The organism is Sutterella megalosphaeroides (genome assembly GCF_003609995.1).
Taxonomy (GTDB): domain Bacteria; phylum Pseudomonadota; class Gammaproteobacteria; order Burkholderiales; family Burkholderiaceae_F; genus Sutterella; species Sutterella megalosphaeroides.
The window spans coordinates 200,666-222,131 of the sequence record NZ_AP018786.1; the positions used below are offsets into that span (position 1 = coordinate 200,666).

At 63.9% G+C, this 21,466-nt stretch carries 21 protein-coding genes; 12 read left to right on the forward strand and 9 right to left on the reverse strand.

Annotation, left to right across the window (positions count from 1 at the left end; translation table 11 throughout):
* Positions 1 to 95: 95 nt before the first annotated feature.
* From gatB to gatC, 3 genes are read right to left on the reverse strand one after another with little or no spacing between them, the layout of a single operon-like run.
* Complete coding sequence (gene gatB / locus S6FBBBH3_RS00920) at positions 96 to 1,544, reverse strand: Asp-tRNA(Asn)/Glu-tRNA(Gln) amidotransferase subunit GatB (protein ID WP_120175945.1); 1,449 nt, start codon at positions 1,542 to 1,544, stop codon at positions 96 to 98.
* A 20-nt stretch (positions 1,545 to 1,564) separates the two neighbouring features.
* Positions 1,565 to 3,022 carry an Asp-tRNA(Asn)/Glu-tRNA(Gln) amidotransferase subunit GatA gene (gene gatA, locus S6FBBBH3_RS00925; protein WP_120175946.1) on the reverse strand — a complete coding sequence of 486 codons (1,458 nt, stop codon included), beginning with the start codon at positions 3,020 to 3,022 and terminating at the stop codon, positions 1,565 to 1,567.
* A 7-nt stretch (positions 3,023 to 3,029) separates the two neighbouring features.
* Positions 3,030 to 3,317 (reverse strand): Asp-tRNA(Asn)/Glu-tRNA(Gln) amidotransferase subunit GatC, encoded by a 288-nt coding sequence (gatC, locus tag S6FBBBH3_RS00930; protein WP_120175947.1) that lies wholly within the window; start codon positions 3,315 to 3,317, stop codon positions 3,030 to 3,032.
* 253 nt (positions 3,318 to 3,570) lie between these two features.
* Here gatC and S6FBBBH3_RS00935 point away from each other — a divergent pair, with 253 nt between their 5' ends.
* From S6FBBBH3_RS00935 to S6FBBBH3_RS00975, 9 genes are read left to right on the forward strand one after another with little or no spacing between them, the layout of a single operon-like run.
* Complete coding sequence (locus S6FBBBH3_RS00935; RefSeq protein ID WP_120175948.1) at positions 3,571 to 4,614, forward strand: rod shape-determining protein; 1,044 nt, start codon at positions 3,571 to 3,573, stop codon at positions 4,612 to 4,614.
* Between the two features lie 13 nt (positions 4,615 to 4,627).
* Complete coding sequence (gene mreC, locus S6FBBBH3_RS00940) at positions 4,628 to 5,518, forward strand: rod shape-determining protein MreC (RefSeq protein WP_120177771.1); 891 nt, start codon at positions 4,628 to 4,630, stop codon at positions 5,516 to 5,518.
* Positions 5,515 to 6,042 carry a rod shape-determining protein MreD gene (gene mreD / locus S6FBBBH3_RS00945; RefSeq protein ID WP_120175949.1) on the forward strand — a complete coding sequence of 176 codons (528 nt, stop codon included), beginning with the start codon at positions 5,515 to 5,517 and terminating at the stop codon, positions 6,040 to 6,042. Before mreC ends, mreD begins: the two co-directional genes overlap by 4 nt.
* 10 nt (positions 6,043 to 6,052) lie before the next feature.
* Entirely contained in the window at positions 6,053 to 7,963 is a 1,911-nt protein-coding gene (mrdA, locus tag S6FBBBH3_RS00950) for a penicillin-binding protein 2 (RefSeq protein ID WP_120175950.1), read from the forward strand.
* Positions 7,964 to 7,975: 12 nt separating this feature from the next.
* Positions 7,976 to 9,088, forward strand: a complete 1,113-nt coding sequence (gene rodA / locus S6FBBBH3_RS00955; protein WP_120175951.1) for a rod shape-determining protein RodA — start codon at positions 7,976 to 7,978, stop codon at positions 9,086 to 9,088.
* A gap of 26 nt (positions 9,089 to 9,114) precedes the next feature.
* Complete coding sequence (locus tag S6FBBBH3_RS11310) at positions 9,115 to 9,984, forward strand: septal ring lytic transglycosylase RlpA family protein (protein WP_120175952.1); 870 nt, start codon at positions 9,115 to 9,117, stop codon at positions 9,982 to 9,984.
* Positions 9,985 to 10,002: 18 nt separating this feature from the next.
* Positions 10,003 to 11,415: a M20/M25/M40 family metallo-hydrolase gene (locus S6FBBBH3_RS00965; RefSeq protein WP_120175953.1), complete on the forward strand. Its 1,413-nt coding sequence runs from the start codon at positions 10,003 to 10,005 to the stop codon at positions 11,413 to 11,415.
* A gap of 1 nt (position 11,416) precedes the next feature.
* Entirely contained in the window at positions 11,417 to 11,632 is a 216-nt protein-coding gene (locus tag S6FBBBH3_RS00970) for a hypothetical protein (RefSeq protein ID WP_120175954.1), read from the forward strand.
* Between the two features lie 16 nt (positions 11,633 to 11,648).
* A complete protein-coding gene (locus S6FBBBH3_RS00975; RefSeq protein WP_120175955.1) occupies positions 11,649 to 12,086 on the forward strand; it encodes an HIT family protein in 438 nt (145 codons plus the stop codon).
* 74 nt (positions 12,087 to 12,160) lie between these two features.
* Here S6FBBBH3_RS00975 and S6FBBBH3_RS00980 read toward each other — a convergent pair whose 3' ends face one another.
* Genes S6FBBBH3_RS00980 through S6FBBBH3_RS00990 form a run of 3 tightly spaced genes read right to left on the reverse strand, consistent with a single transcriptional unit; the run spans position 12,161 to position 14,530 of the window.
* A complete protein-coding gene (locus S6FBBBH3_RS00980; RefSeq protein WP_120175956.1) occupies positions 12,161 to 12,916 on the reverse strand; it encodes an SPOR domain-containing protein in 756 nt (251 codons plus the stop codon).
* A complete protein-coding gene (locus tag S6FBBBH3_RS00985; protein ID WP_120175957.1) occupies positions 12,913 to 13,692 on the reverse strand; it encodes a type III pantothenate kinase in 780 nt (259 codons plus the stop codon). Before S6FBBBH3_RS00985 ends, S6FBBBH3_RS00980 begins: the two co-directional genes overlap by 4 nt.
* Positions 13,673 to 14,530, reverse strand: coding sequence for a biotin--[acetyl-CoA-carboxylase] ligase (locus tag S6FBBBH3_RS00990; protein WP_120175958.1), 858 nt, complete (start codon positions 14,528 to 14,530; stop codon positions 13,673 to 13,675). Before S6FBBBH3_RS00990 ends, S6FBBBH3_RS00985 begins: the two co-directional genes overlap by 20 nt.
* Positions 14,531 to 14,589: 59 nt before the next feature.
* On the opposite strand from S6FBBBH3_RS00990, the gene S6FBBBH3_RS00995 reads away from it, so the two are divergent.
* From S6FBBBH3_RS00995 to menA, 3 genes are all read left to right on the forward strand, one after another.
* Positions 14,590 to 15,780: a hypothetical protein gene (locus S6FBBBH3_RS00995; protein ID WP_170143792.1), complete on the forward strand. Its 1,191-nt coding sequence runs from the start codon at positions 14,590 to 14,592 to the stop codon at positions 15,778 to 15,780.
* Positions 15,781 to 15,851: 71 nt separating this feature from the next.
* Positions 15,852 to 16,133, forward strand: coding sequence for a YbeD family protein (locus tag S6FBBBH3_RS01000; RefSeq protein WP_120175960.1), 282 nt, complete (start codon positions 15,852 to 15,854; stop codon positions 16,131 to 16,133).
* On the forward strand, positions 16,133 to 17,080 hold the full coding sequence (gene menA / locus S6FBBBH3_RS01005; RefSeq protein ID WP_120175961.1) for a 1,4-dihydroxy-2-naphthoate octaprenyltransferase: 948 nt from the start codon (positions 16,133 to 16,135) through the stop codon (positions 17,078 to 17,080). The genes S6FBBBH3_RS01000 and menA overlap by 1 nt, the downstream gene beginning before the upstream one ends.
* Positions 17,081 to 17,222: 142 nt before the next feature.
* Here the strand turns inward: menA and S6FBBBH3_RS01010 are convergent, their stop codons facing one another.
* The 3 genes from S6FBBBH3_RS01010 to S6FBBBH3_RS01020 all read right to left on the reverse strand — a co-directional run bounded on the left by S6FBBBH3_RS01010 (position 17,223) and on the right by S6FBBBH3_RS01020 (position 21,460).
* A complete protein-coding gene (locus S6FBBBH3_RS01010; protein ID WP_120175962.1) occupies positions 17,223 to 17,876 on the reverse strand; it encodes a BON domain-containing protein in 654 nt (217 codons plus the stop codon).
* 219 nt (positions 17,877 to 18,095) lie between these two features.
* Positions 18,096 to 18,833 (reverse strand): Crp/Fnr family transcriptional regulator, encoded by a 738-nt coding sequence (locus S6FBBBH3_RS01015; protein ID WP_120175963.1) that lies wholly within the window; start codon positions 18,831 to 18,833, stop codon positions 18,096 to 18,098.
* Between the two features lie 578 nt (positions 18,834 to 19,411).
* Positions 19,412 to 21,460, reverse strand: a complete 2,049-nt coding sequence (locus tag S6FBBBH3_RS01020) for an FAD-dependent oxidoreductase (RefSeq protein ID WP_120175964.1) — start codon at positions 21,458 to 21,460, stop codon at positions 19,412 to 19,414.
* Positions 21,461 to 21,466 lie beyond the last annotated feature (6 nt).

The window sequence follows — 21,466 nt, forward strand, 5'->3', positions numbered from 1 at the left end:
CACCTTTCGCCCCATCAAAAAGCCCCGTCTCGAACCCTCCCGAAAGAGGGTCGAAGCGGGGCTTTTCTTTGAGCGGCCTTGCGGGGCGCGCGCGATCAGGCGAGCTTCTTGCGCAGAAGTTCGTTCACCTGTGCGGGATTGGCCTTGCCCTTCGTCGCCTTCATGCACTGACCGACGAGCGCGTTGAAGGCCTTTTGCTTGCCCGAGCGGAATTCCTCCACGGACTTCGCGTTGTTGGCGAGCACTTCGTCGATGATCGCTTCGAGCGCGCCCGCATCCGAAATCTGCTTCAGACCCTTGGCTTCGATCAGCTGATCGACGTCGTCGCCTTCGCCCGCCCACATGGCTTCGAACACCTGACGGGCGCCCTTCTGGTTGATCGTGCCGTCGAGGATGCGACCGAGAATGCCCGCGAGCATTTCGGGCTTGACGGGCGCGTCGGCAAACGCGGCGCCTTCCGTCTGGTTGAGCGCGGCGGAAAGTTCCCCCATCACCCAGTTGGCGGCCATCTTGCGGTCGGAGACGAGCTCGGCGACGCGCAGGTAGTAGTCCGCCACGTCGCGGCTCGCCGTCAGAATGCCAGCGTCGTACTCGGGCAGGCCGAATTCCGTCGTCAGGCGCTTCTGGAGCTGCTGCGGCAGCTCGGGCATGTCGGCGCGAACGCGTTCGACCCAGTCTTCGCCGATTTCAAGCGGCAGCAGATCGGGATCGGGGAAGTACCGATAGTCCATCGAGTCTTCCTTCGTGCGCATGACGCGGGTTTCGCCCTTGTCGGGGTCGTAAAGTCGCGTGGCCTGAACGATCTTGCCGCCGTCCTCGAGCACTTCGATCTGACGACGCACTTCGTAGTCGATCGCTTCCTGGAGGAAGCGGAACGAATTGAGGTTCTTGATTTCGCAACGCGTGCCGAAGGCGGTTTCGCCCACGGGACGAACGGAGACGTTCGCGTCGCATCGGAAATTCCCATCCTGAAGGTTGCCGTCCGAAATGCCAAGCCAGACGACGAGCGCGTGAAGCGCCTTGGCGTAGCCCACGGCTTCGGCCGAGGAGCGCAACTCGGGCTCGGTCACGATCTCAAGGAGCGGCGTACCCGCACGGTTGAGGTCGATCCCGGAGCAACCGTGCACCAGGCCGTGAATAGACTTGCCCGCGTCCTCTTCGAGATGCGCGCGCGTCAGGTTGATCGTCTTCACGTAGGGGTCGCCCTTCTTCGGCTGGACCGGGAACGTGAGGCGACCGCCCACGACGACCGGCAGCTCGAACTGGCTGATCTGGTAGCCCTTCGGAAGGTCGGGGTAGAAATAATTCTTGCGGTCGAAAACGGAATGACGGGCCACGGTCGCGTCGATCGCGAGACCGAAGCGAATGGCGCGTTCGACGGCGCCGACGTTGAGCACCGGGAGGCTCCCCGGAAGCGCCATGTCGACGAAGCACGCATCCGTGTTCGCGGGCTGACCGAAGCGGCGGGCCGCTCCGGAGAAGATTTTGGAGTTCGTCGAGAGTTGCACGTGCGTCTCAAGACCGATCACTACTTCCCACTGCATGTTCTTTTACCTCTTGAGACTCAGTAACCCGACGGACGACGCAGGTGCCAGTCGGTCGCACGCTGCCAGCAGTCGGCAACGCCGAGCAGGCGGGCTTCGGTGAAGTTTTCGCCGATGAGCTGAATGCCGATCGGACGGCCGTTCGAATGGATGCCGCAGGGCATCGAAAGGCCGGGCAGACCGGCCAGGGACGCGGGCACCGTGTAGAGGTCGCTCAGGTAGGCCGAAACCGGATCGGCGTTCGCGCCGAAGTCGTAGGCCGTACCCGTCGTGACCGGACAGGCGATCACGTCGACCTGCTTGAACGTTTCGTGGAATTCGCGGGCGATGAGTCGACGGACCTTCTGAGCCTTCAGGTAGTAGGCGTCGTAGTAGCCGTGCGAGAGCACGTACGTGCCGATCATGATGCGGCGCTTCGGTTCGGGGCCGAACCCTTCGTTGCGCGAGCGCTTGATCATGTCGATGATGTCGGTGTATTCCTTCGCGCGATGGCCGTAACGCACGCCGTCGAAGCGCGAGAGGTTGGAGCTCGCTTCGGCGCAGGCGACGACGTAGTAGACGGGCACGCCGAGTTCAGCCTGACGGAGGTCGATGTCGACGATTTCCGCGCCTTCCGAGCGGTAGAAGTCGAGCACGGATTCGATCGAGGCGGCCACTTCGGGGTCGAGCCCTTCGCGCATCCAGGAGCGGGGCACGCCGATGCGAAGCCCCTTCACGCTCATGCCGAGGTGGCGCGTAAAGTCTTCGGCGGGCATGTCGACGCTCGTCGAATCGCGCGGGTCGAACCCAACCATGGAGCCGAGCACCTGAGCGCAGTCGGCGGCGGAGTGGGCCAGGAGGCCCGCCGTATCCAGAGACGACGCAAAGGCGATCATCCCGAGGCGCGACGGACGGCCGTAGGTCGGCTTGATGCCCGTCACGCCCGTGAACGCGGCGGGTTCGCGAATGGAGCCGCCCGTGTCGGTGCCGGTGACGATCGGAGCGAGGCCCGCGGCCACGGCGGCCGAAGAGCCGCCCGAGGAGCCGCCCGGAACCGCATTCTTGTCCCAGGGATTGAACACCTTGCCGAAGGCGGAATTTTCGTTGCCCGAGCCCATGGCGAATTCGTCGCAGTTGAGCTTGCCGAGGCACACCATGCCCGCCTCTTTGAGTTTCGCGACCACGGTCGCGTCGAACGGGCTCATGTAGCCTTCGAGCATGCGGCTCGCGGCGGTGGAGGCCCATTCGCGCGTCACGAAGATGTCCTTGTGCGCGATCGGAATACCCGTGAGGGGACCGGCTTCGCCCGCCGCGATGCGACGGTCGGCCTCTTCGGCCTGAGCAAGGGTCGCCTCGGGGCGCACGTCGAGGAACGCGTTGAGATCGCGATGCGCTTCGATGCGATCGAGGTAGTGGCGGGCAAGCTCGACGGCCGACACTTCACGGTCGCGGAGCATGCCGGAGAGCTCCGCCACGGAGCTGAACGTTACGTCTTTCATCGGTCTCTCACTCAATCACCTGCGGAACCAGGAAGCATCCTTCGGCCTGTTCCGGAGCGTTTTTCATATTTTCCTGACGATCTTCGGGTTCGGTCACCGCGTCGGCGCGCAGGCGCTGCACGCCGTCGTGGGGATTGGGCATCGGAGCGATGCCTTCGGTGTCGACCGAGCGGATTTTTTCAATCATCCGGAAGATGTCGTTGAGTTCGCCCTGCATGGCCAAGACCTGCTCGTCGGTAATATCGATGCGACCGAGGTCGGCGATGCGGCGGATATCGTCCTCGCTGAGAGACATGTTCGTTACGTCGCAAAAAAATGATGGTTTCGGGAATCCGTCTCCCCGGTGCCGATGGCACCCCGGTAACACTCAAACACAACGAATTCGGGTCGGAAGGGGGAGCGAGAAGCTACGACGGACGTTCAACTAGTTTATCATTGATAGGTTATTCCTGCGGTGCCTCTCTCGGCCTGAAACACCGATGAATACGCGGCTCCGCACCCCTCCGCAGCCATTGCGCCGACGCTCTTCCCACCCTACCAGGACAACCATGTTTGGCTTTTTCCGCAATTACTTCTCGAACGACCTGGCCATCGACCTCGGCACCGCCAACACGCTCATCTACATGCGAGGCAAGGGCATCGTCCTCAACGAGCCGAGCGTGGTCGCCATTCGACAGGAAGGGGGTTCCAACGGGAAGACCACCATTCACGCCGTGGGCAAGCAGGCCAAGCAGATGCTCGGGCGCGTTCCGGGCAACATTCAGGCCATCCGTCCGATGAAGGACGGCGTCATCGCCGACTTCACCGTGACCGAGCAGATGCTCAAGCAGTTCATCCGCATGGCGCATCCCTCGCGACTCTTCGCGCCGAGCCCCCGCATCATCATCTGCGTGCCCTGCGGCTCGACGCAGGTCGAACGCCGCGCGATCAAGGAAAGCGCGCTCGCGGCGGGCGCCTCCGAAGTGTTCCTCATCGAAGAACCGATGGCCGCGGCGATCGGTGCGGGCCTGCCCGTGAGCGAAGCCGCCGGCTCGCTCGTCGTCGACATCGGGGGCGGCACGACCGAGGTCGGTCTGATTTCGCTCGGCGGCATGGTCTATTCCGGCTCGATTCGCGTGGGCGGCGACAAGTTCGACCAGGCGATCATCAACTACATCCGCCGCAACTTCGGCATGCTGATCGGCGAACCGACGGCCGAACTCATCAAGAAGGAAATCGGTTCGGCCTTCCCGGGCTCCGAAGTCATGGAAATCGAGGTGAAGGGCCGCAACATCTCCGAGGGCGTTCCCCGCACCTTCACCGTGCACTCGAACGAAATCCTCGAAGCGCTCTCCGAACCGCTCAACCAGATCGTCGTCGCCGTCAAGAACGCGCTCGAAAAGACCCCGCCCGAACTCGGTGCGGACATCGCCGAGCACGGCCTCATGCTCACCGGGGGCGGCGCGCTCCTGCGCGACCTCGATCAGCTTCTGAAGGAAGAGACGGGCCTGCCCGTTCACGTCGCCGAAGAACCGCTCAACTGCGTCGTGAAGGGTTGCGGCATCGCGCTCGAAAACATGGACAAGCTTTACACGGCGTTCGCCGCGGGCTGACGTCCCCGTCATGATGGAATACGGTCCCCCTCCTCTCTTTCGTCAGGGCGTACCCGCCCGGGTCCGATTCATCCTTTTTGTTCTCGCCGCTCTCGTCATGATCCTCGTCGACGGTCGGCTTCGGGCGCTCGACAGCTTCCGGAGCACCGTCGTGAGCTTCACCGCTCCGCTCACCGAGCTGATCGCCCTGCCCGGGCAGATGCTCGGTCAGGGAGCGGGCTACTTCGTCAGCAAAAAGACCCTGAAGGCGGAAAACGACCGACTCTCCGAAGAGAATCAGCTCCTGCAGCTCAAGGCCGCCCGTTACGAGGAGCTTGAGCTCGAAAACACGCGCCTGCGCGCCCTCGTCGAGGCCGTTCCCCGCTCCGGGAGCCGCGTCGTCACGGGCGAGGTGCTCGGTCGCGTCGCCGACAGCTTCACGCGCCGCATCCAGATCAATCTCGGCGAGAGCGCCGGGATTCAGGTCGGCATGCCCGTCATCGGCGCCATGGGGGCGCTCGGCCAGGTCTCCCGCGTCGTCGCGCATCTCTCCGAAATCACGCTCGTCACGGACCACAATCAGCAGATTTCCGTCATGAACGAACGCACCGGCGAGCGCTACATCGCTTCCGGCACGGGCGAGGAGCTTCTCGACGTGCTCTTCGTCGCTCCGGGCGCCGACGTCAAGTCCGGCGACCGACTCGTCACGACCGGGCTCGACCGGCTCTTCCCGCCCAACATCACGGTCGGGACCGTACGCGACACCGCCTATCAGCCCGGTGAAACCTACAAGCGCGTGAGCGCCACTCCGTCGGTGGATCTCTCGGATCTGCGCTTCGCGACCGTCATCCTCGTCGACCCGAATCCGACGGCCGCCCTCGAGAAACCCGAAGAAACCACCATTCGCCGCAGAGCTCCCCGATGACGCCGTTCACTCCCCTGCCGCCGAACGAACACGGCCACATCGCCCGACCGGCGTCGCCCTTCTGGATTTTCGGAACGTTCCTTTTCTCATACGTTCTCAACATCCTCGGCACGACCGCGCAGTGGTTCTGGCTGCCCGACTTCTTTGCGATCACCCTAGTTTACTGGACGGTGCATCAGCCCCGCAGCGTCGGCATGACGGTGGCGTTCGTGTGCGGCATTCTCATGGACGTGCACAACGGGAGCGTGCTCGGTCAGCAGCCGCTCGCCTACGTGACGCTCGCCTTCATCGCGTACTCGCTCCATCGCCGTCTCCCGTGGTTCGGGCTTTTCGGGCAGGCGCTGCACGTGCTGCCGATTCTGCTCGTCGCGCAGGTGCTCGTCATGCTCGTTCGTCTGTGGTTCGACGGACTCTGGCCGGGCTTCTCGTGGTTCCTTCAGAGCTTCACGGGGGCGCTCCTCTGGCCCCTCTGGTCGTGGCTGATGTCGACGCCGCAACGTCGCAGCGCCGCGGACGACCTCTGAGGGTTCGACCATGAGCCTCGACTTCAAACCCGAAGAGAAGGACGTCAAGCCCTTTCGTCGTCGCCTGCTCGTCGCCTTCGGTCTCATCCTGACGGCCTTCTCGGTGCTCGTCGCGCGCTTTGCCTGGTTGCAGATCATCAATCAGAGCGCGTACGTGGAGCGCGCCGAGCGCAACCGCACCGTTTCCATTACGACGCAGGGCTCCCGCGGCCTCATTTTCGACCGCAACCGAACGCTCGTCGCCGGGAACGTGCTCGCCTATTCGCTCGAAATCACGCCCGACAAGGTCAAAAACGTCAACGCCACGATCGACGAACTCGCGAAAGTGATTTCGATCACGCCCGCGGACCGTCGGCGTTTCCGTCGACTGCGCGAAGACCTCAACCGCTACGATTCGATTCCGATTCGCGCCGAACTTACCGACGAAGAGGTGGCGACCTTCATCGGTCAGCGTTGGCGCTTCCCCGGCGTCGAAATCAATCAGCGCGAGTACCGCGTCTATCCGAACGGCGCCACCGGGAGCCACTTCATCGGCTACATCGGCTCGATTTCGGCCTCGGACCAGAAGCGTCTCGACTCGGAAGGGTCGCTCCCCCTCTACGAAGGCGCGCGCAACATCGGCAAGGTCGGCCTCGAGCGCAGCTACGAGGCGCTCCTGCACGGTCGTCCGGGTCACGAAAGCCTGGAAATCACGGCGGGCGGCCACGCGGTGCGCACGCTCGACCTGGAGGCGGCTCTCCCCGGTCACAACCTCGAACTCACCGTCGACCTGAACCTTCAGCGCGTCACCGAAGCGGCCATGAAGGGTAAGACGGGGGCCGTCATCGCCATCGAACCGAAGACGGGCGCCATTCTCGCTTTCGCGTCGCTGCCGACCTACGACCCGAACCTCTTCCCGGGCGGGATCGACCCCGACTCCTGGTCGGAACTCACGCAGTCGGAAGAAAAGCCCCTCCTGAACCGCGCCATGCGCGGGATTTACCCGATCGGCTCCACGTACAAGCCCTTCATGGCGCTCGCCGGTCTCGAGTCGGGCGCCACGACGATCGACTACGTTCTCAACGACACAGGCGTCTTCTCGATCGGCAAGCACCGCTTCCGCGACATGACGGGCGCGCCCAAGGGGCCGCTCTCCATCCGCAAGTCGATTGCGGTTTCGTCCGACGTCTACTACTACTGGCTCGCCACGCAGCTCGGCGTCGACCGCATTTACGAATTCATGAAGCCCTGGGGGTTCGGTCAGAAAACCGGCATCGACCTGGTGGGCGAACAGACGGGCATTCTGCCGAGCCGTCAGTGGAAGGAACAGCGCTTCAAGGAACCCTGGTACGTGGGCGACACGCCCTCGATCGGGGTCGGTCAGGGGTACAACGCCTTCACGCTCCTGCAGCTCGCGCACGCCACGGCGACGCTCGCCAACGGCGGCGTCGTCATGCGCCCGCATCTCGTGAACGCCACGATCGACCCGATGACGGGCGAGAAAACCTACGTCGCCCGCGAGCCCGTGGAAACCATCCCGCTCAAGCGCGCCAATCTCGACGTGGTCGTCGCCGGCATGACCGACGTGACGAAAACGGGGACGGCCCGCTCCGTGTTCCAGGGTGCGCCCTACAGCGTGGCGGGCAAAACCGGCACCGCCCAGGTGGTGACGATCGCCCAGGAAGACAAGTACGACGAAAAGAAGCTCGCGCGGCGCCACCACGACCACGCGCTCTTCATCGCGTTCGCGCCCGCGAAGAACCCCAAAATCGCACTGGCGGTGCTGGTCGAAAACGGCGGCTTCGGTGCGAAGGCGGCGGCTCCCGTCGCCCGCGAGGTGATCGACTACTGGCTGACGGGGAAAAATTCCCTCGGACTTCCGCCGCCTTCGGGCCACGCCCTGATCGCCGAGACCAAGAAGCCCTCCGACCGACGCCGATGACGGAGACCCGACATGTTTGACGTTCTCTCACACCGAAGTGCTCTCTGCGGCCGTTGGCTTCTGTCGCGCTTTCTGCGCGTCGACCTGATGCTTCTCGCCATCGTGGTCACGATCACCACGGTGGGCTTCATCGCGCTCTTTTCTGCGGGCTACAGCTTCCCGTGGCGTATCGAAGACCAGGTCCGCAACATCGTCGTGGCGGGCGTCATGATGTTCGTCGTGGCGAGCATTCCCGAGAAGTGGTTCCAAAAAGCGGCTCTGCCGCTTTTCGTGCTCGGCGTCGTACTGCTCGCGCTCACGCACGTCGCGGGCATCACCGTCAAAGGGGCCACCCGCTGGCTCAACGTCGGCGTGCGCATTCAACCCTCCGAGATCATGAAGCTCGCGCTTCCGATGATGCTCGCCTGGTACTACTACCGCCGCGGCGAATCCGTCGCCTGGTGGGACCACCTCGTCGCCGCGGCCATCGCGGTCGTGCCGATCGCGTTCATTTTGAAGCAGCCCGATCTCGGCACCTCGATCCTCGTCGCGATCGCGGGCTTTGCGGTGATTTTCTTCGCGGGCCTCAACTACAAGATCATTCTCGCGGGCCTCATTGCGCTCCTCGGGTCGCTTCCCGTCATCTGGACCCTGCTGCACGACTATCAGCGCGAGCGCATTCTCACCCTCATCGACCCGACGACCGACCCGCTCGGGAAGGGCTTTCACACGCTGCAGGCGCTGATTGCCATCGGTTCGGGGGGCTTTTCGGGGAAGGGCTGGATGCAGGGCACGCAGGCCCACCTCGACTTCATTCCGGAGCGAACGAGCGACTTTCTCTTCGCCGTGTACGGCGAGGAGTTCGGGTTCGTGGGCAACGTGCTTCTTCTCGGGCTCTACACGATCCTCATCGGCCGGAGTTTCTACATCGCCGCCAACGCCCCGACGCGTTTCTCGCGCCTCCTCGCGGGCGCCATCGGTACGATGTTCTTTACGTACACCTTCGTCAACATGGGTATGGTGAGCGGCATTCTCCCCGTCGTGGGCGTTCCGCTGCCCTTCATGAGTTACGGGGGGACGGCGCTTTTGATTTTGGGAATGTCTTCGGGCATTCTGCTTTCGATTTCCGCGGAATCCCGCGATTGACACCTTACCTTCCTGGGAAAGGCACCATGCATTTTCTGACTCAATTCGCGGCGATCGCCGCCGCTCTCATGCTCGCGGGTTGCGGGTCCGTGGACAATTCCGGCAAGTACTACCAGAACGACGGTCCTCCGACGATTGCCGTGTCGACCTCGAGCGCGGGCGCCACGCCGAAGGTCGAGTCCTTCTACAAAGCGTCGCTGCGTCCCTACACCGTCATGGGCAAGCGCTACACGCCCGTGACGAGCGACGTCTCCATGAAGCAGACGGGGATCGGCTCCTGGTACGGGAAGCAATTCCACGGGAACAAAACGTCGATCGGCGAAACGTACGACATGTACGCCATGACGGCCGCCCACACGACGATGCCGCTTCCCTCCTACGCGCGCGTCACCAATCTCGACAACGGCAAATCCGTGATCGTTCGCGTCAACGACCGCGGGCCCTTCCTGCACAACCGCATCATCGACCTCTCGTACGCCGCGGCCAACGAGCTCGGCTACGTCAACAAGGGGACGGCCCGCGTGGAAGTGGTGCGTCTCACGAACGCCGAAATCGCTTCGGGCGCCTGGCGCTCCTACACGCAGACCTCGTCGGCGGGCGCCTCGACCCCGACGACGCCCGACACGGGCTCGAGCGCCTATCCCGTGACCGCCCCCGCTTCGGGCTGGGGCGTTCAGGTCGGCTCCTTTGCGGCGCTCGACAACGCGGAAAAATTCGGCGCCCACACCGAAGCCGTTCTCTCCTCCCGGGGCTACAGTACCGTGGTGCGCATCGTGCGCGACGGCAGCCTCTACCGCGTGATCGTCGGCCGGAACTTCTCGCACGAACGTGCGAGCCGCGAAGCGCAAACCGTGAAAAGCATGCTCGGCGTCGGTGCTTTCGCCATTCAACACTGAGTCCGAGGAATCTGTCATATGGATCGAATTTCCGAGATCATCGAAGCCTCCTGGCAAGGCGAAACGCTCGAAGCGCTGAAGGCCTTCGTGCGCCTTCCGGCCAAAAACCGCGTCTTCGACCCCGATTGGGAAAAGAACGGCTGGCTCGTCCTAGCCGTCGAAGACGCCGCCCGCTGGGGGCGACAGCGCTTCCCGAAGGGGCGTTTCGAAATCCTCTACCGTCCGGGCCTCACCCCGGTGCTCGTTTTCGACCTGCCCGCGGAGGGCGGCCATACGGGGCGCCCCGCGTTCTTTTACGGGCACTTCGACAAGCAGCCCGAAACCGAAGGCTGGGCGGAGGGGCTCGGCCCCTGGGAGCCCGTGGTTCGCAACGGGCGCCTCTACGGGCGCGGCACCTCGGACGACGGCTACAGCTACTACGCGGCCCTGACGGCCGTCGCGGCGCTCGATCGGGCGGGCATCGCCCGTCCCCGCGTGGTCGGTCTCTACGAAACCAACGAAGAAAGCGGCTCGGCGGGCCTTGCCGAATACCTGCAGGACGCGGCGCCCGCGATGGGCGAACCCGCGTTCCTCGGCATTCTCGACCTCGGCGTTCGGGACTACGAACGCGTCTGGCTCACGCAGTCGCTGCGCGGGGTGGTGAGCTTCGAATTGAAGGTGGACGTCCTCGACACGCCCGTGCATTCGGGCGTTGCGGGCGGGCTCGTGCCGAGCTCCTTCGACGTGATGCGCCAACTGCTCGACCGCCTCTCGGACCCCGCCACGGGGCGCGTGCTCGTGCCCGAATGCTGGCCCGAATATCCGAAAGACCACGAAGCAGCCGTCGAACGGCTCGCCGAGCTCCTCGGCGACTCCGTTCTCGGCGAATACGACTATGCGGGCGGGACGCAACCGCGCGCGACGGATCCGAAGGAAGCGATTCTGCGCACGTCCTGGGAGCCGAACCTCAGCTTCCTCGCCGCCTCGGGCCTTCCGAAGCCCGAAGAGGCGAGCGCCCTCATTCGTCCTTCGACCGCGCTCGTACTCTCCTTCCGCATTCCCCCGCGCGTCGACACGGCGCGCGCCTTCGAAGCGATCCGCCGCACGCTCACGACCGACGTTCCCTCGGGAGCCCGCGTCACGATTTCGGACGTGCGCTACGAGGACGGGTTCGACGCGCCGAAGCTCGACCCGTGGCTTCGCAAGAGCCTCAACGAAGCGAGCCGCATCGTCTTCGGCCGCGAAACGATGACGCTTTTCGAGGGCGCCTCGATCGGCACGCTCAAGGACTTTGCGGAAACCTTCCCGACCTCACCCTTCCTCAATACGGGGGTGCTCGGCGCTCGGGAAAACGCCCACGCGCCGAACGAATCCCTGTCGCTCGACTACGTCACCAAGCTGACCGAGGTCATCGCCCGCGTCGTCGCGTCGATTCCTCAAGGAGGCCGATAACATGCGTCGCGACTGCGTCACCCAGGTCATCGTGCAATGGGCGGACGGCGAAATCGACAATTTCGCCACGCCCTTCGAAGCCGAACGCTACATCAACGCCATGCTCGAAGAGCTCGATCTGCCCGTCGCCGCCTGGCTTGAAGACATGAAAGGCAACAAGAAGTGGGACTACGACATCATCGAGGGCGACGACGGCGTCGTGCACCTCGTCGACTGAGCCCGAAGGAGACTGTATGAGCTGCTGCGAACTGTGCGCGAATCCCCATCCGAACGAAATCTGGCGCGGGGGCGGTTTTTACGTGATCGACGCGTCGTCGGAAAGCTTTCCGGCGTACCTGCGCGTCGTGAGCGAACGGCACGTCGCCGACATGTCGGACCTCACCGAGGATGAACGTCGCGTTCTGTGGGCGCTTCTGATGTGCCTCGAGCGCGCGATGAAGGAAACCCTGCGGGCCGACAAGCTCAACTGGGCGCAGTTCGGCAACATGGTGCCGCACCTGCACTGGCACCTGACGGCCCGCTGGCGCGACGACGCGTACTATCCAGACTCGCCCTGGGGGAGCCCGAAACGCGCCGTGCCCGCCGACGTCACCGCCGAGCGGCTCGCCCGCAAGGAGCGGCTCGTCGCCGTTTTGCCCGCGCTTTTGGACGCCGCTCTGAAGCAGGCTTGATTCTCAACCGACTCGGGAGCGATTCGGAATCGACTCGGGCCCCGGGCCCGAGTCGCCGTGCGTCCGTCAGTCCGTCAATCGGGCGTGCAGGCGGTTGCGCCCGCCTTGCCGATCTCGCGCGCGAACCGACGGACCCGTTGATTTTCGTCCGAAGAGAGATTTCGGAAAGTGAGCCTCAGGCCCGGCGACCGGGCGAGCACCACCCGCTCCACGCGCAGGTTCGAGAGGCGAAGCTTCGTGCCGACCGCTTTGGCCCAGTCGGCGGCGTAGCGCTCGCCTTCGAAGAGATGAAGTTCGAGGAAGTACCCCTCGGCCCGCTCGGTTCGCGAGGGGTCGATAGCTTCCGTCTTCAGAAGTTTCGCGACCTTGGCCGCCTGCTTCGCGGTCTTGAAGGGCCCCGCCGCAACGCGGAAACGCTCGTCGTCGCCGATTTCCTCGACCCAGACGCGGTTAAGCAACCCGGCGCTTTCCAGAGCGCGGCGAACCGCGGGGAGTTCGGCCTGCGGTACCGGCCCGACCGCAAGACACGTCGACTCGTCGACGGGAACCTCCGGCGCGGCGAAGGCCGGCCGGTCGGGAATGTTCGCCCCGAGTTTGCCCGTCGGCACGTCCGCGGGCTTTTCCGTTTCCGCACTCTCAAGAGGCACCTCGGCGCGTCGCTCGTGAGCGACCACCACCGGCTGACGGTACGCGAACTGTCCGGCTTCGGCCGAACTCTCCGCGGGCACGGTGCTCGTCACGACGGTTTCGCCCTGCGCGTAGAGCCAGGCGCACGAAGCGGCGGCGGAGACCGCCAGAAGTCCGATGAAAAGGTTGGTCGATTTGCTCATGTCGCAGTTTCGGTCCCGGATGCGACGGCACGCGCAGCCAGCCCCTGAAGTACCAGATTGTGATGAACGCGCAGCTCGGGAATCGCTCCCTTGAGGTGCGGCGCGACGAAGCCCGCCGCACCGCCCGCAAGGAGCAACAAGGGGTTCGGATCTTTGCGGGCCGCCTCGTCGAGCGCCCGCAACACGAGCCCCACCTGCGCGTCGATGATCCCCGTCGCGATCGCATCGCGCGTGGCTGTGGGGAAGGGCTGCCAGACGCCCATTTCGTTCGAAAGCGTCGGGATCCCGTCCGTGAGGCCCTTGAGCATCAGCGTCGGTCCGGGCGCGATGCGCCCGCCCTCGAACCGGTAGCTCCCTTCGGACTCGCGCACGATGGTGTCGACCGTCGTGGCCGTTCCCATGTGAACGACGAGAAGCGTGCGACCCGGAGAGGCGCTCACCGCCCCGATCGCCGCATTCCAGCGATCGGCGCCGAGTCGCATCGGGTTGTCGTAGCAGTTGACGAGCGTGAGCGTTTCGTTGCGAAAAACCGCCTGCGGGCGCAGCCACTCCCAAACCCAACCGTGATCGTTGAAGAATTTGGTCATCGAAAACGCCAAATTCGGAGCGGCCACGGCGGATCCGACCACGCGTTCCGGACGCAGGGCGAGCCACTCGGCATAGAGCGCTTCCTTGAAGTCCGTGCGGTCGCGATGCACGACCGTGCGGGGTTGGGGATCGTCGAGCGTACACCACTTGAGCGCGGTGTTTCCGAGATCAATGAGCAGCGTTGTCATAACCGAACTCCAACGGATTGCAAAGAGCCGCACCGCCGCCGAGCGTCGTGCGACCCGAGCGTCCCTCGACGAGCAAAAAGCCCGCCTCGTCGATGCCGCGGATGCGTCCGATCTCGACCCGTGCGCCGTCGGCTTCGACCCAAGCGACCGTCCGGTCGCCGAACGCGTCGCAAAGTGGCCAGTCGTCGACGACGACTTTTCCGCCCTCGCGCGCGAGGCGGCGCAATTGGTCGACGACGCCCGCCACGACGGAAGCGAGAAGCGACGTGCGGTCTTCCGTACCGTCGATGCGGGCTCCCGCGTCGACAAGCGACGTGATGCGCCAACCGTGCGTCGTGCGGCCCGCGGCCTTCACCCGAAGGTTGAGACCGATCCCCACCACGAGGTGCGGGACGCCGTCGGGCGAACGGACGAATTCGCACAAAATGCCGCCCGCCTTGCCTTCCGCGGCCCAGATGTCGTTGGGCCATTTGAGCGCCGCGGCGATGCGCAGCGCATGCGCGGCACGCGCCACGCCTTCGCCCGCGGCGAGCGAAATCAAGCCGCCGATGCGCTCGGAGGCCGTCCACGGCATGGACACGGAAAAAAGCAGCGCTTCGTTGGCGTTCGCCCAGGTGCGCCCCCGCGTTCCCCGACCCGCGTTCTGCCGCTCGGCCGTGCGAAGCACGCACCGCCCGGCATGCCGTCCGCTTTGGACGGCGCTCTTCAGGTCGTCGTTCGTCGACCCCGTTTCCGTCACGCACTCCACGACGTCGACGCGCCCCTGCACGAGTTCGGCAAGGAGTTCGGGCGAAAGAAATTCCGAAGACTGCATGAGGAGAAGGGAGGGATAATCCATTAACTAAGCAAAGACCTCATAGAATATAGGATTCTCTCCTCGCTCTGAGGAAAATGCCCGTGCGCGGTCCGATTTCGCCCCCGCGCTCCCGCCACGTCCGTCCGATGCCTTCGCCACGCTTTCTTCCGCACCTTCTGCTCGTTTGCTTTTTGATGATTCACGGCGCCGTCGTTTCGGCGGGCGAAGCCGCATACGACCGCGACAGCCGTCGGGAACTCGTCGAAAGCCACGAGTCGGTCGAAGTCAAGGCGCTTCTTGAGTCGCTTGCCGATGCGGGCACCGTACTCGCCGCGGCCGAAGCCCGCGGAACGAACTTGAAGGAGCCCCTTGCGCAAACCGAACCGGAAACGCCGCCGAAGGCCCGAAAAACCAAAACGGCCTCGAAGAAGACGAACGCGCCGAGCGAGACGCTTGAAACGCTCCTCATTGCGTACCGCGACGCCGAACCCTCCCGAAAAGAGGCCCGACTTGCCGCGGTGCTCGAGCGGCTCGGCCTCTCGAAAGACGCGTGGCAAAGCGCGCGCGCCGAGTGGCTCGCGGCCGCGGGACTCGCGCAACCCTTTGCGGGCACGCTCGAAGAAGCGGGCCTTCTGATGGACGCCGTTCTCAAAACCCGGCCCGACGCCGCCCGGGAGCTGCTCCTTCAACCCATCGTCACGTCGGAAGGTCTTCAGGACCGCACGCGCAGCAGGCTCTATCTCCTCGATCAGGCGCTCCTTCTCGCGTGGACCGCTCCGTCGACGAACGACACGGTCGGCTCGCTCCTTCTTTTTGCCAACCCCCGAAGCGACGGTTCGATGCGACGGATCGTCGGTTGGGGAAGCGCCCCGACGGGGATCGACGCCGCGCGCCGCGCGCTCGGCGCCATCGCGCGGGGGTACCGCGATTACGAAACGCTGAGAATCGTGCACAAAGGCGACACCGTCAGCCGCGTGCGCGTCTACAAGGGCGACGAACGCGAGGTCGAGGTGGCGGCCGCCCGGGAACTTTTCGTGAGCGTTCCGCGCGAAGAACTTCCCGCGGCGGACGACTCGAGCGAACCCCCGATTCGCACCGAAATCCGTCGCCCCGATCCGATCACGGCGCCCGTGCGCGAGGGCGCGGAGTTGGGCGAGCTGATCGTCACGCTTCGGGGACGACCCCTCGGCACGGTTCCGCTCGTTGCGAAAACGTCCGTCGGTCGAGGCGGCGTTCTGACGCGCATCGCCGACGAACTGAGGCTTGCCCTGAAACGAGCCGACGCCAGGTAATCATCTGGTAATACAATACGGCCCCTCAAATCCCGCACATTGGGTGCAATACCTACCTTTCGAACATACAAATGACCTCTGCGACGCCCCAAACGAACGACGAGATCCTCCAGTTCCCCCAGCTCTTCCCGATCAAGCTCGTGGGTCTCACGACGGAATACTTCCAGACGATCGTCACCGACATCGCCCGCGAACATTTCGACGACTTCGACGAGTCGACGATCGAGATCGACTACTCGCGCACCCGCAAGTACATGTCCGTGACGATTACCGTCAACGCCAAGTCCCGCGAACAGCTCGACAACATGTACCGCGCCTGCACGTCGAACCCCGTGTTCAAGGTCGTGCTCTGATGTCTCAAGACCATCGCCTCCCCGAGGACTATCCGGGGCTCCTGCGGGCCTGGCTCGCCTTCGTTCGCCCCAAAACCTGGGGGGTGGCGGTCGCGCCCGTGCTCGCCACGCTTGCGCTCGCCTACAGCGAACGTCACGTCTTCGACCCCGTCGTGGCCTTTTTCACGCTCTCCATCGCCGTGCTGATGCAAATCGTCACGAACATGGAAAACGACCTCGGCTACACGGAACGCAAAGCCGAAGTGGGGAATCGCAAGGGACTGCCGCGCGCGACGACGCGGGGATGGATTTCCCGCAGCACGGCCCGGCGCGCGATCGTAGTGACGGGCGTGCTGGCCCTTCTCAATACGGGCGTACTCATCGCGTTCGGCGGGTGGCCCTTCGCTCTGGTGGGAGCGTCCTCCCTCATTGCGGCCTACTGCTACATGGGCGGCCCGAAGCCCATCGCCTACACGCCCTTCGGCGAGCTGACCGTGCTCCTTTTCTTCGGCATCACGGCGGTCTTCGGGACCTACTACCTCCAGACCCACGCCTGGAGTCTCAACATGGTCCTGCTCGGCATCGCGCTCGGCTCGATCGCGGCTTCGGTACTTGCGGTCAACAACTACCGCGATCACGAACACGACCGCAGCATCGGCCGAAAAACCCTCGCCGTCGTCCTCCCCGAAGAGGTCTTCGTGAAGGTCTTCGAGGTGCTCATCGTCGCGCCTTACCTGCTCGTCGCCCTTATGGTGGTGATCGACATGTCGTACTGGCCGTACTTCCTCGTGATGCTGAGTTTCGTCGACTGCATGCGGTTGCCGGAAAAACTCCGCACGCTCAAGCACGAGGCCCTGAACGCCGTCATGTTCAGCTGCGTGAAGCTCGAGATCAAATTTTCGGTGCTCTTCATGCTCGGAGCGCTCGCTCAGGCGCTTCTGATGCACCTGACGGTGTCCGCCCCCTGAGACCGGGGAGGATCCTACAACGCTCTCTAAAACGCCCAGGGAGCCTCACAGAGCCCCGTAAGACCCCAAGCAGTGACAAACGGTCCGTCGTTTCCGACGGACCGTTTTTTCATGCCGCTTTCGCGCTTTCGTTCTCGGCGCCTTATTCGGTCTTTTTCGCGTACGGATCGGTCGTCTGAAGGTCCTTCAGGCGACGCGCGATCTCTTCGGGCGTGACGACCGTAAAGCAAGTCACCACCTTCTGCACGCCGGAGACCTCGGCCGCGACCCGAGCGGCCGTTTTCGCTTCGTCGGGCGAGACGACGCCCATCAGGTAGACGATGCCGCGATCGACCGCCACCTTCATCTGATTGAGCGAAATCTGCTTCGTGCCGATGATGGCCGTACGCACCTTCGTGGCGAGCATCGAGTCGGAGAGACGGGTGGTCACGGACGAATTGTCCATGACGGCGAGTTCGTTGATGACGGAGACGACGTCCTGGCTGAGGCTCGCAATCTGCTGCGCGCGGCGACGATCGTCCATCGTGGGCACTTCGCCCGTCAGCAGCACGCGCCCTTCGTAACTCGTCACCGTGATGTGACCGCGATTGTCGCCGAGCGTTTGGCTGATTTCGTAGGAGACGCGCTTCTCGACCACTTCGTCGCTGACGATGGTCCCCGCCGTACGGCGGTCCGTCATGATGGTCGCCGTCGTGACGGCACCGCCCACCATGGCGGCCGGAAACAAAACGCACCCGCCGAGAAGAGGTGCGGCGAGCGCCGCAACGCTCCCGAGAAGAAGAAGGTTCCTCTTCATGAATCAAATTCCTCGAGCAATCCCGTCGAGAGACGGGCGAAAGGCGGACGACGACCGTACGAGCGGCGCCGAACCCGCTTTCGTAAATTGAATGAACTCCTCCGCACGCACGTCCGGAGGAAACTTTGACCTGAAGCGGATACGTTACCCGAATTTCGCGAAGCGCTTCCCGGAGCGGGCCGTCCGAACATCGTTTTCCCGCCGCCGGGGCGCGGCCCCTCAACGCGCGGCGGGCATGACGTGCGGCAACAACGCCTTCCAGTATTCGAAGAAGACCGAGCGACGCACGTAGATCTTGCGGGAACGATACCTGAGTGTATGCCCGTCGCGCCACTCCCGGAGGATCTCCCCGACGCGGGTGCTTTCCATGTTGGTGATGAAGGCGGCGACGCGCCGCGGCGGCACGACCGGGCTCACGACCCATTCGATGCCCGGCGTCGCCAGTTTGTGAACGAACTCTTTGTCGAACTGCTGCGCGCAAAGGATCCAAAAGACGCCGAGTCGCTCTCTGGGGCTCAACACGTGATTGACGATCAGCCCCAGGCGGTCGCTCAGGGCGCTCGCCGAGGAGTAGTTGGAAAGCTCCACCTGCCACTCCGCGTGCTGGTCGCAGATCCTCAAAAGGAGCTCCGCATTGACGACGAGCAGCTCGCTCGTCGTCACGCACCAATGCGCCCGCGACATGTGGTCGCGCACGTAGAGGTTCTCGTACGAGCCGCACAGTCCTCCGGTCCCCGAGAGGGTCATGAGGATCGGATCGTCGTGATTGGGTTCGAGGAGCGCCTTGACGACGAGTCCGCGTCGGACGTACATGAGGCGACCGAACAGTTCGGGAGAGCGATACACGAACTCGCCGCGCGGAACGCGCACGGCATGACCGAGCCCCTGCAAGACGGCCGTGAGCGAAGGAGAGAGACGCGGAGAAAACCAGGGAAGGATAGTCGGCGCTTGATTCATGAGAAAAACAACATTTTTGTTGCTCTTTCTGTGGGCAACTATGTTGAGCAACTTTTTATGATCTCCGCGATTTTGTGGATAAGGACGCGCCGGCCGAAAAATGCCTTTGTTTTCTCCACATCTTGTCCTTTGCTCTCCACAGGCTGTTCAACGGGTTGTCCACAGGGTTATCCCTCGTGGAAACCCTTGGTTTTCCGAGGAAGAGGCCAGTTATCCACAAAAATCGGCTTCCCTATATTCTACTAACTACTATTTAAAAAATTAAGAAGAAAAATAAGAAAGAATAAGTGGAAGAGTTGTTTGAAACGCATCGAAGGGAACGAGCGTCTCCGGAGGAAGAAGGAAGGGCTACCGAAACGCTTCCGGGAAGTCGCGGGTTCGATTCGAGGAGCGAACCCGCCGACGGCGTCCTCCGAAAATCCGCCTCGAAGGTGTCGCACCTCCCCGAATTCGTCCTATGGAAAACCTGTTGGTAACCTGTGGGTTTCTTCTGTGAAAAACGGTAGATTTTCCATTGATAACAATGAGTTGTATTTTTCGGGGTTAATGTGGAATTTCGAGCGTCCGGAGCGACTTTCTCAGAGTGCGAAGGCGAGCTCCAGTCCCTGCTGGAAAGCCCAGGCCAGGTTCAGCGCCTCGCGGGGCGAGGCGATGCTGCCCGCTTCGACGTAGGGGATGCCTTCCCGATCGAGCTCTTCGCAGAGTTCCCGGCGGGGTTCGAACCCCGCAGCAAGAATGATGTGGTCCACGCGGAAAAAATCGGGCGAAACGTGCTCTTTGCCGTACGTGGCGCGAATCTGCAACGGATCGATCGCTTCGATGTTGATGTCGGCAACGGTTTGGATGCCGTTCATTTTGAGCCATTGGAGCGTCGTGCGGCTGAAGCGTTCGGGTTCGAGCGAGCGTTGTTCGCCGATCGAGCGTTCGCCGAGCAGATAGACCGTACGGAAGGGCTCGGGCAGGTGAGGAATGAAGCCGAGCATGCCGCCGCGGTACCGGCTCGGGTCGCCGATACCCCAGGCGCAGAGCCATTCCTCGGGCGTGCGTTCGCGATCGTCCGTGGGGGTGATGAGGTACTGGGCGATCAAACGCCCGAGGGGCGTGTCTCCGACCACGGCCACGCGTCGACCGACGGGCTGCCGCTCGACGAGCAGATCTTCGTAGGTAAGCACGTTCGGGCTGTCGAGCCCGGGCAGATCGGGAACGGCCGCGCGCATGCCCGTGGCCACGATCACGCGGTGTTCGGGGGCGTTTTCCCGAATCCAGGCGGCATCGACCGTCGTCGAGAGACGTACGTCGACGCCCGCGTTGCGAACGCGCGTTTCGTAGAGTCGCGCCAGTCGTCCGAGGCTTTCGAGCCCGTCGATGGAACTGGCAACGAGCAGGCCGCCGCCCAATGTCGGTCGGGCTTCGCAGAGCGTCACGCGGAAACCCCGTCGGGCCGCGGCCCACGCACACATGAGGCCCGCGGGGCCCGAGCCCACCACCAAAACGGGTTGGCTGTCCTTGGGGGCGCTTTTGCCCGATTTGTGCGGCGAAAAGTCGATCGGATTCACCGGGCAGAAGACGGGGCCCGTCCCCGGACCGTCGCTGCCGCGCGTGCGGCAGCCCGAAGGGCAGCGCACGCAGTGCATGATGTCTTCGGGCGATTGATTGGCGATCTTGCGACTCCAGTCGGGGTCCGCAATCAGCGGCTCGACGAGCTCGACGAGCGCGTTGGGGTGACGCTCCAGAAGTGCGGCGATGTCCTCGTGCGTGCCGAGATTTTTCCCGAACGACACGGGGATCTTCATTTCGTCGGCAATGCGCTCCATGAAGGGCGTCCAGGTATTGGCGGGCGTCATGGGGCCGTCGACGGGGACGGAAGCGGCGCCCACGCCGAAGTCGAAGGCGAGATGATTGACCCCGGCTCCGACCAACGCATGAAGGAGCGTGACGAGCTCGTGCCAGAGCGCACCCTCCGGCGTCAGATCCATGAGGGGCATGCGATAGCTCAGAACGGGCGTGGGCCCGAGGTAGCTGCGCACGCACTCGACGATCTCCAGCGCCAGGCGGCTCCTGTGCGAGCCGCCCCACGCATCGTGGCGTCGGTTGGTTTGCGGCGAGAAAAAGAGGTTCGGAAGACTCAGCTGCCCGCCGAAAATCTCCACGCCGTCGAATCCGCCTTCGTGCACCGCCCGATAGGCCGTTCGTCCGTAACTCTTCACGACGGAGCCGAGGAGCAGGGCGGGGGTGCGGTGTGCGGTTCGGAGCGTTTGCGGGTTGTAGAGCCTGGACGCCGAAAGGGCGAGCGGATGGTCGGCCGTCGCGCCGAAGTGCCTCAGCTGCAGAATGGCTTTCGTGTCGGCCGCGTGCAGTCGGTCGGTGAGCGTGCGCAGGGCCGCGGCGTGTGCGTGCGTGAGCAGATGGTCGGCGCTTGCGCGTTTCCCCGTGAAGTGCGGCGAGATGCCGTCGACGATGACGGTGCCCGCACCGCGGTCGGCCGTGCGCTTTTCGTAAAAGTCGCACAGCGCTTCGCCCTCTTCCTGGGCGTCGAAGCCCGTGGCCACCGGAGCGATGACCAGACGGTTGCGCAGGAGGTGTCCTCCGATGCGTACGGGCTGAAAGAGTTCGCGGGATGCGTCCATGGGAGC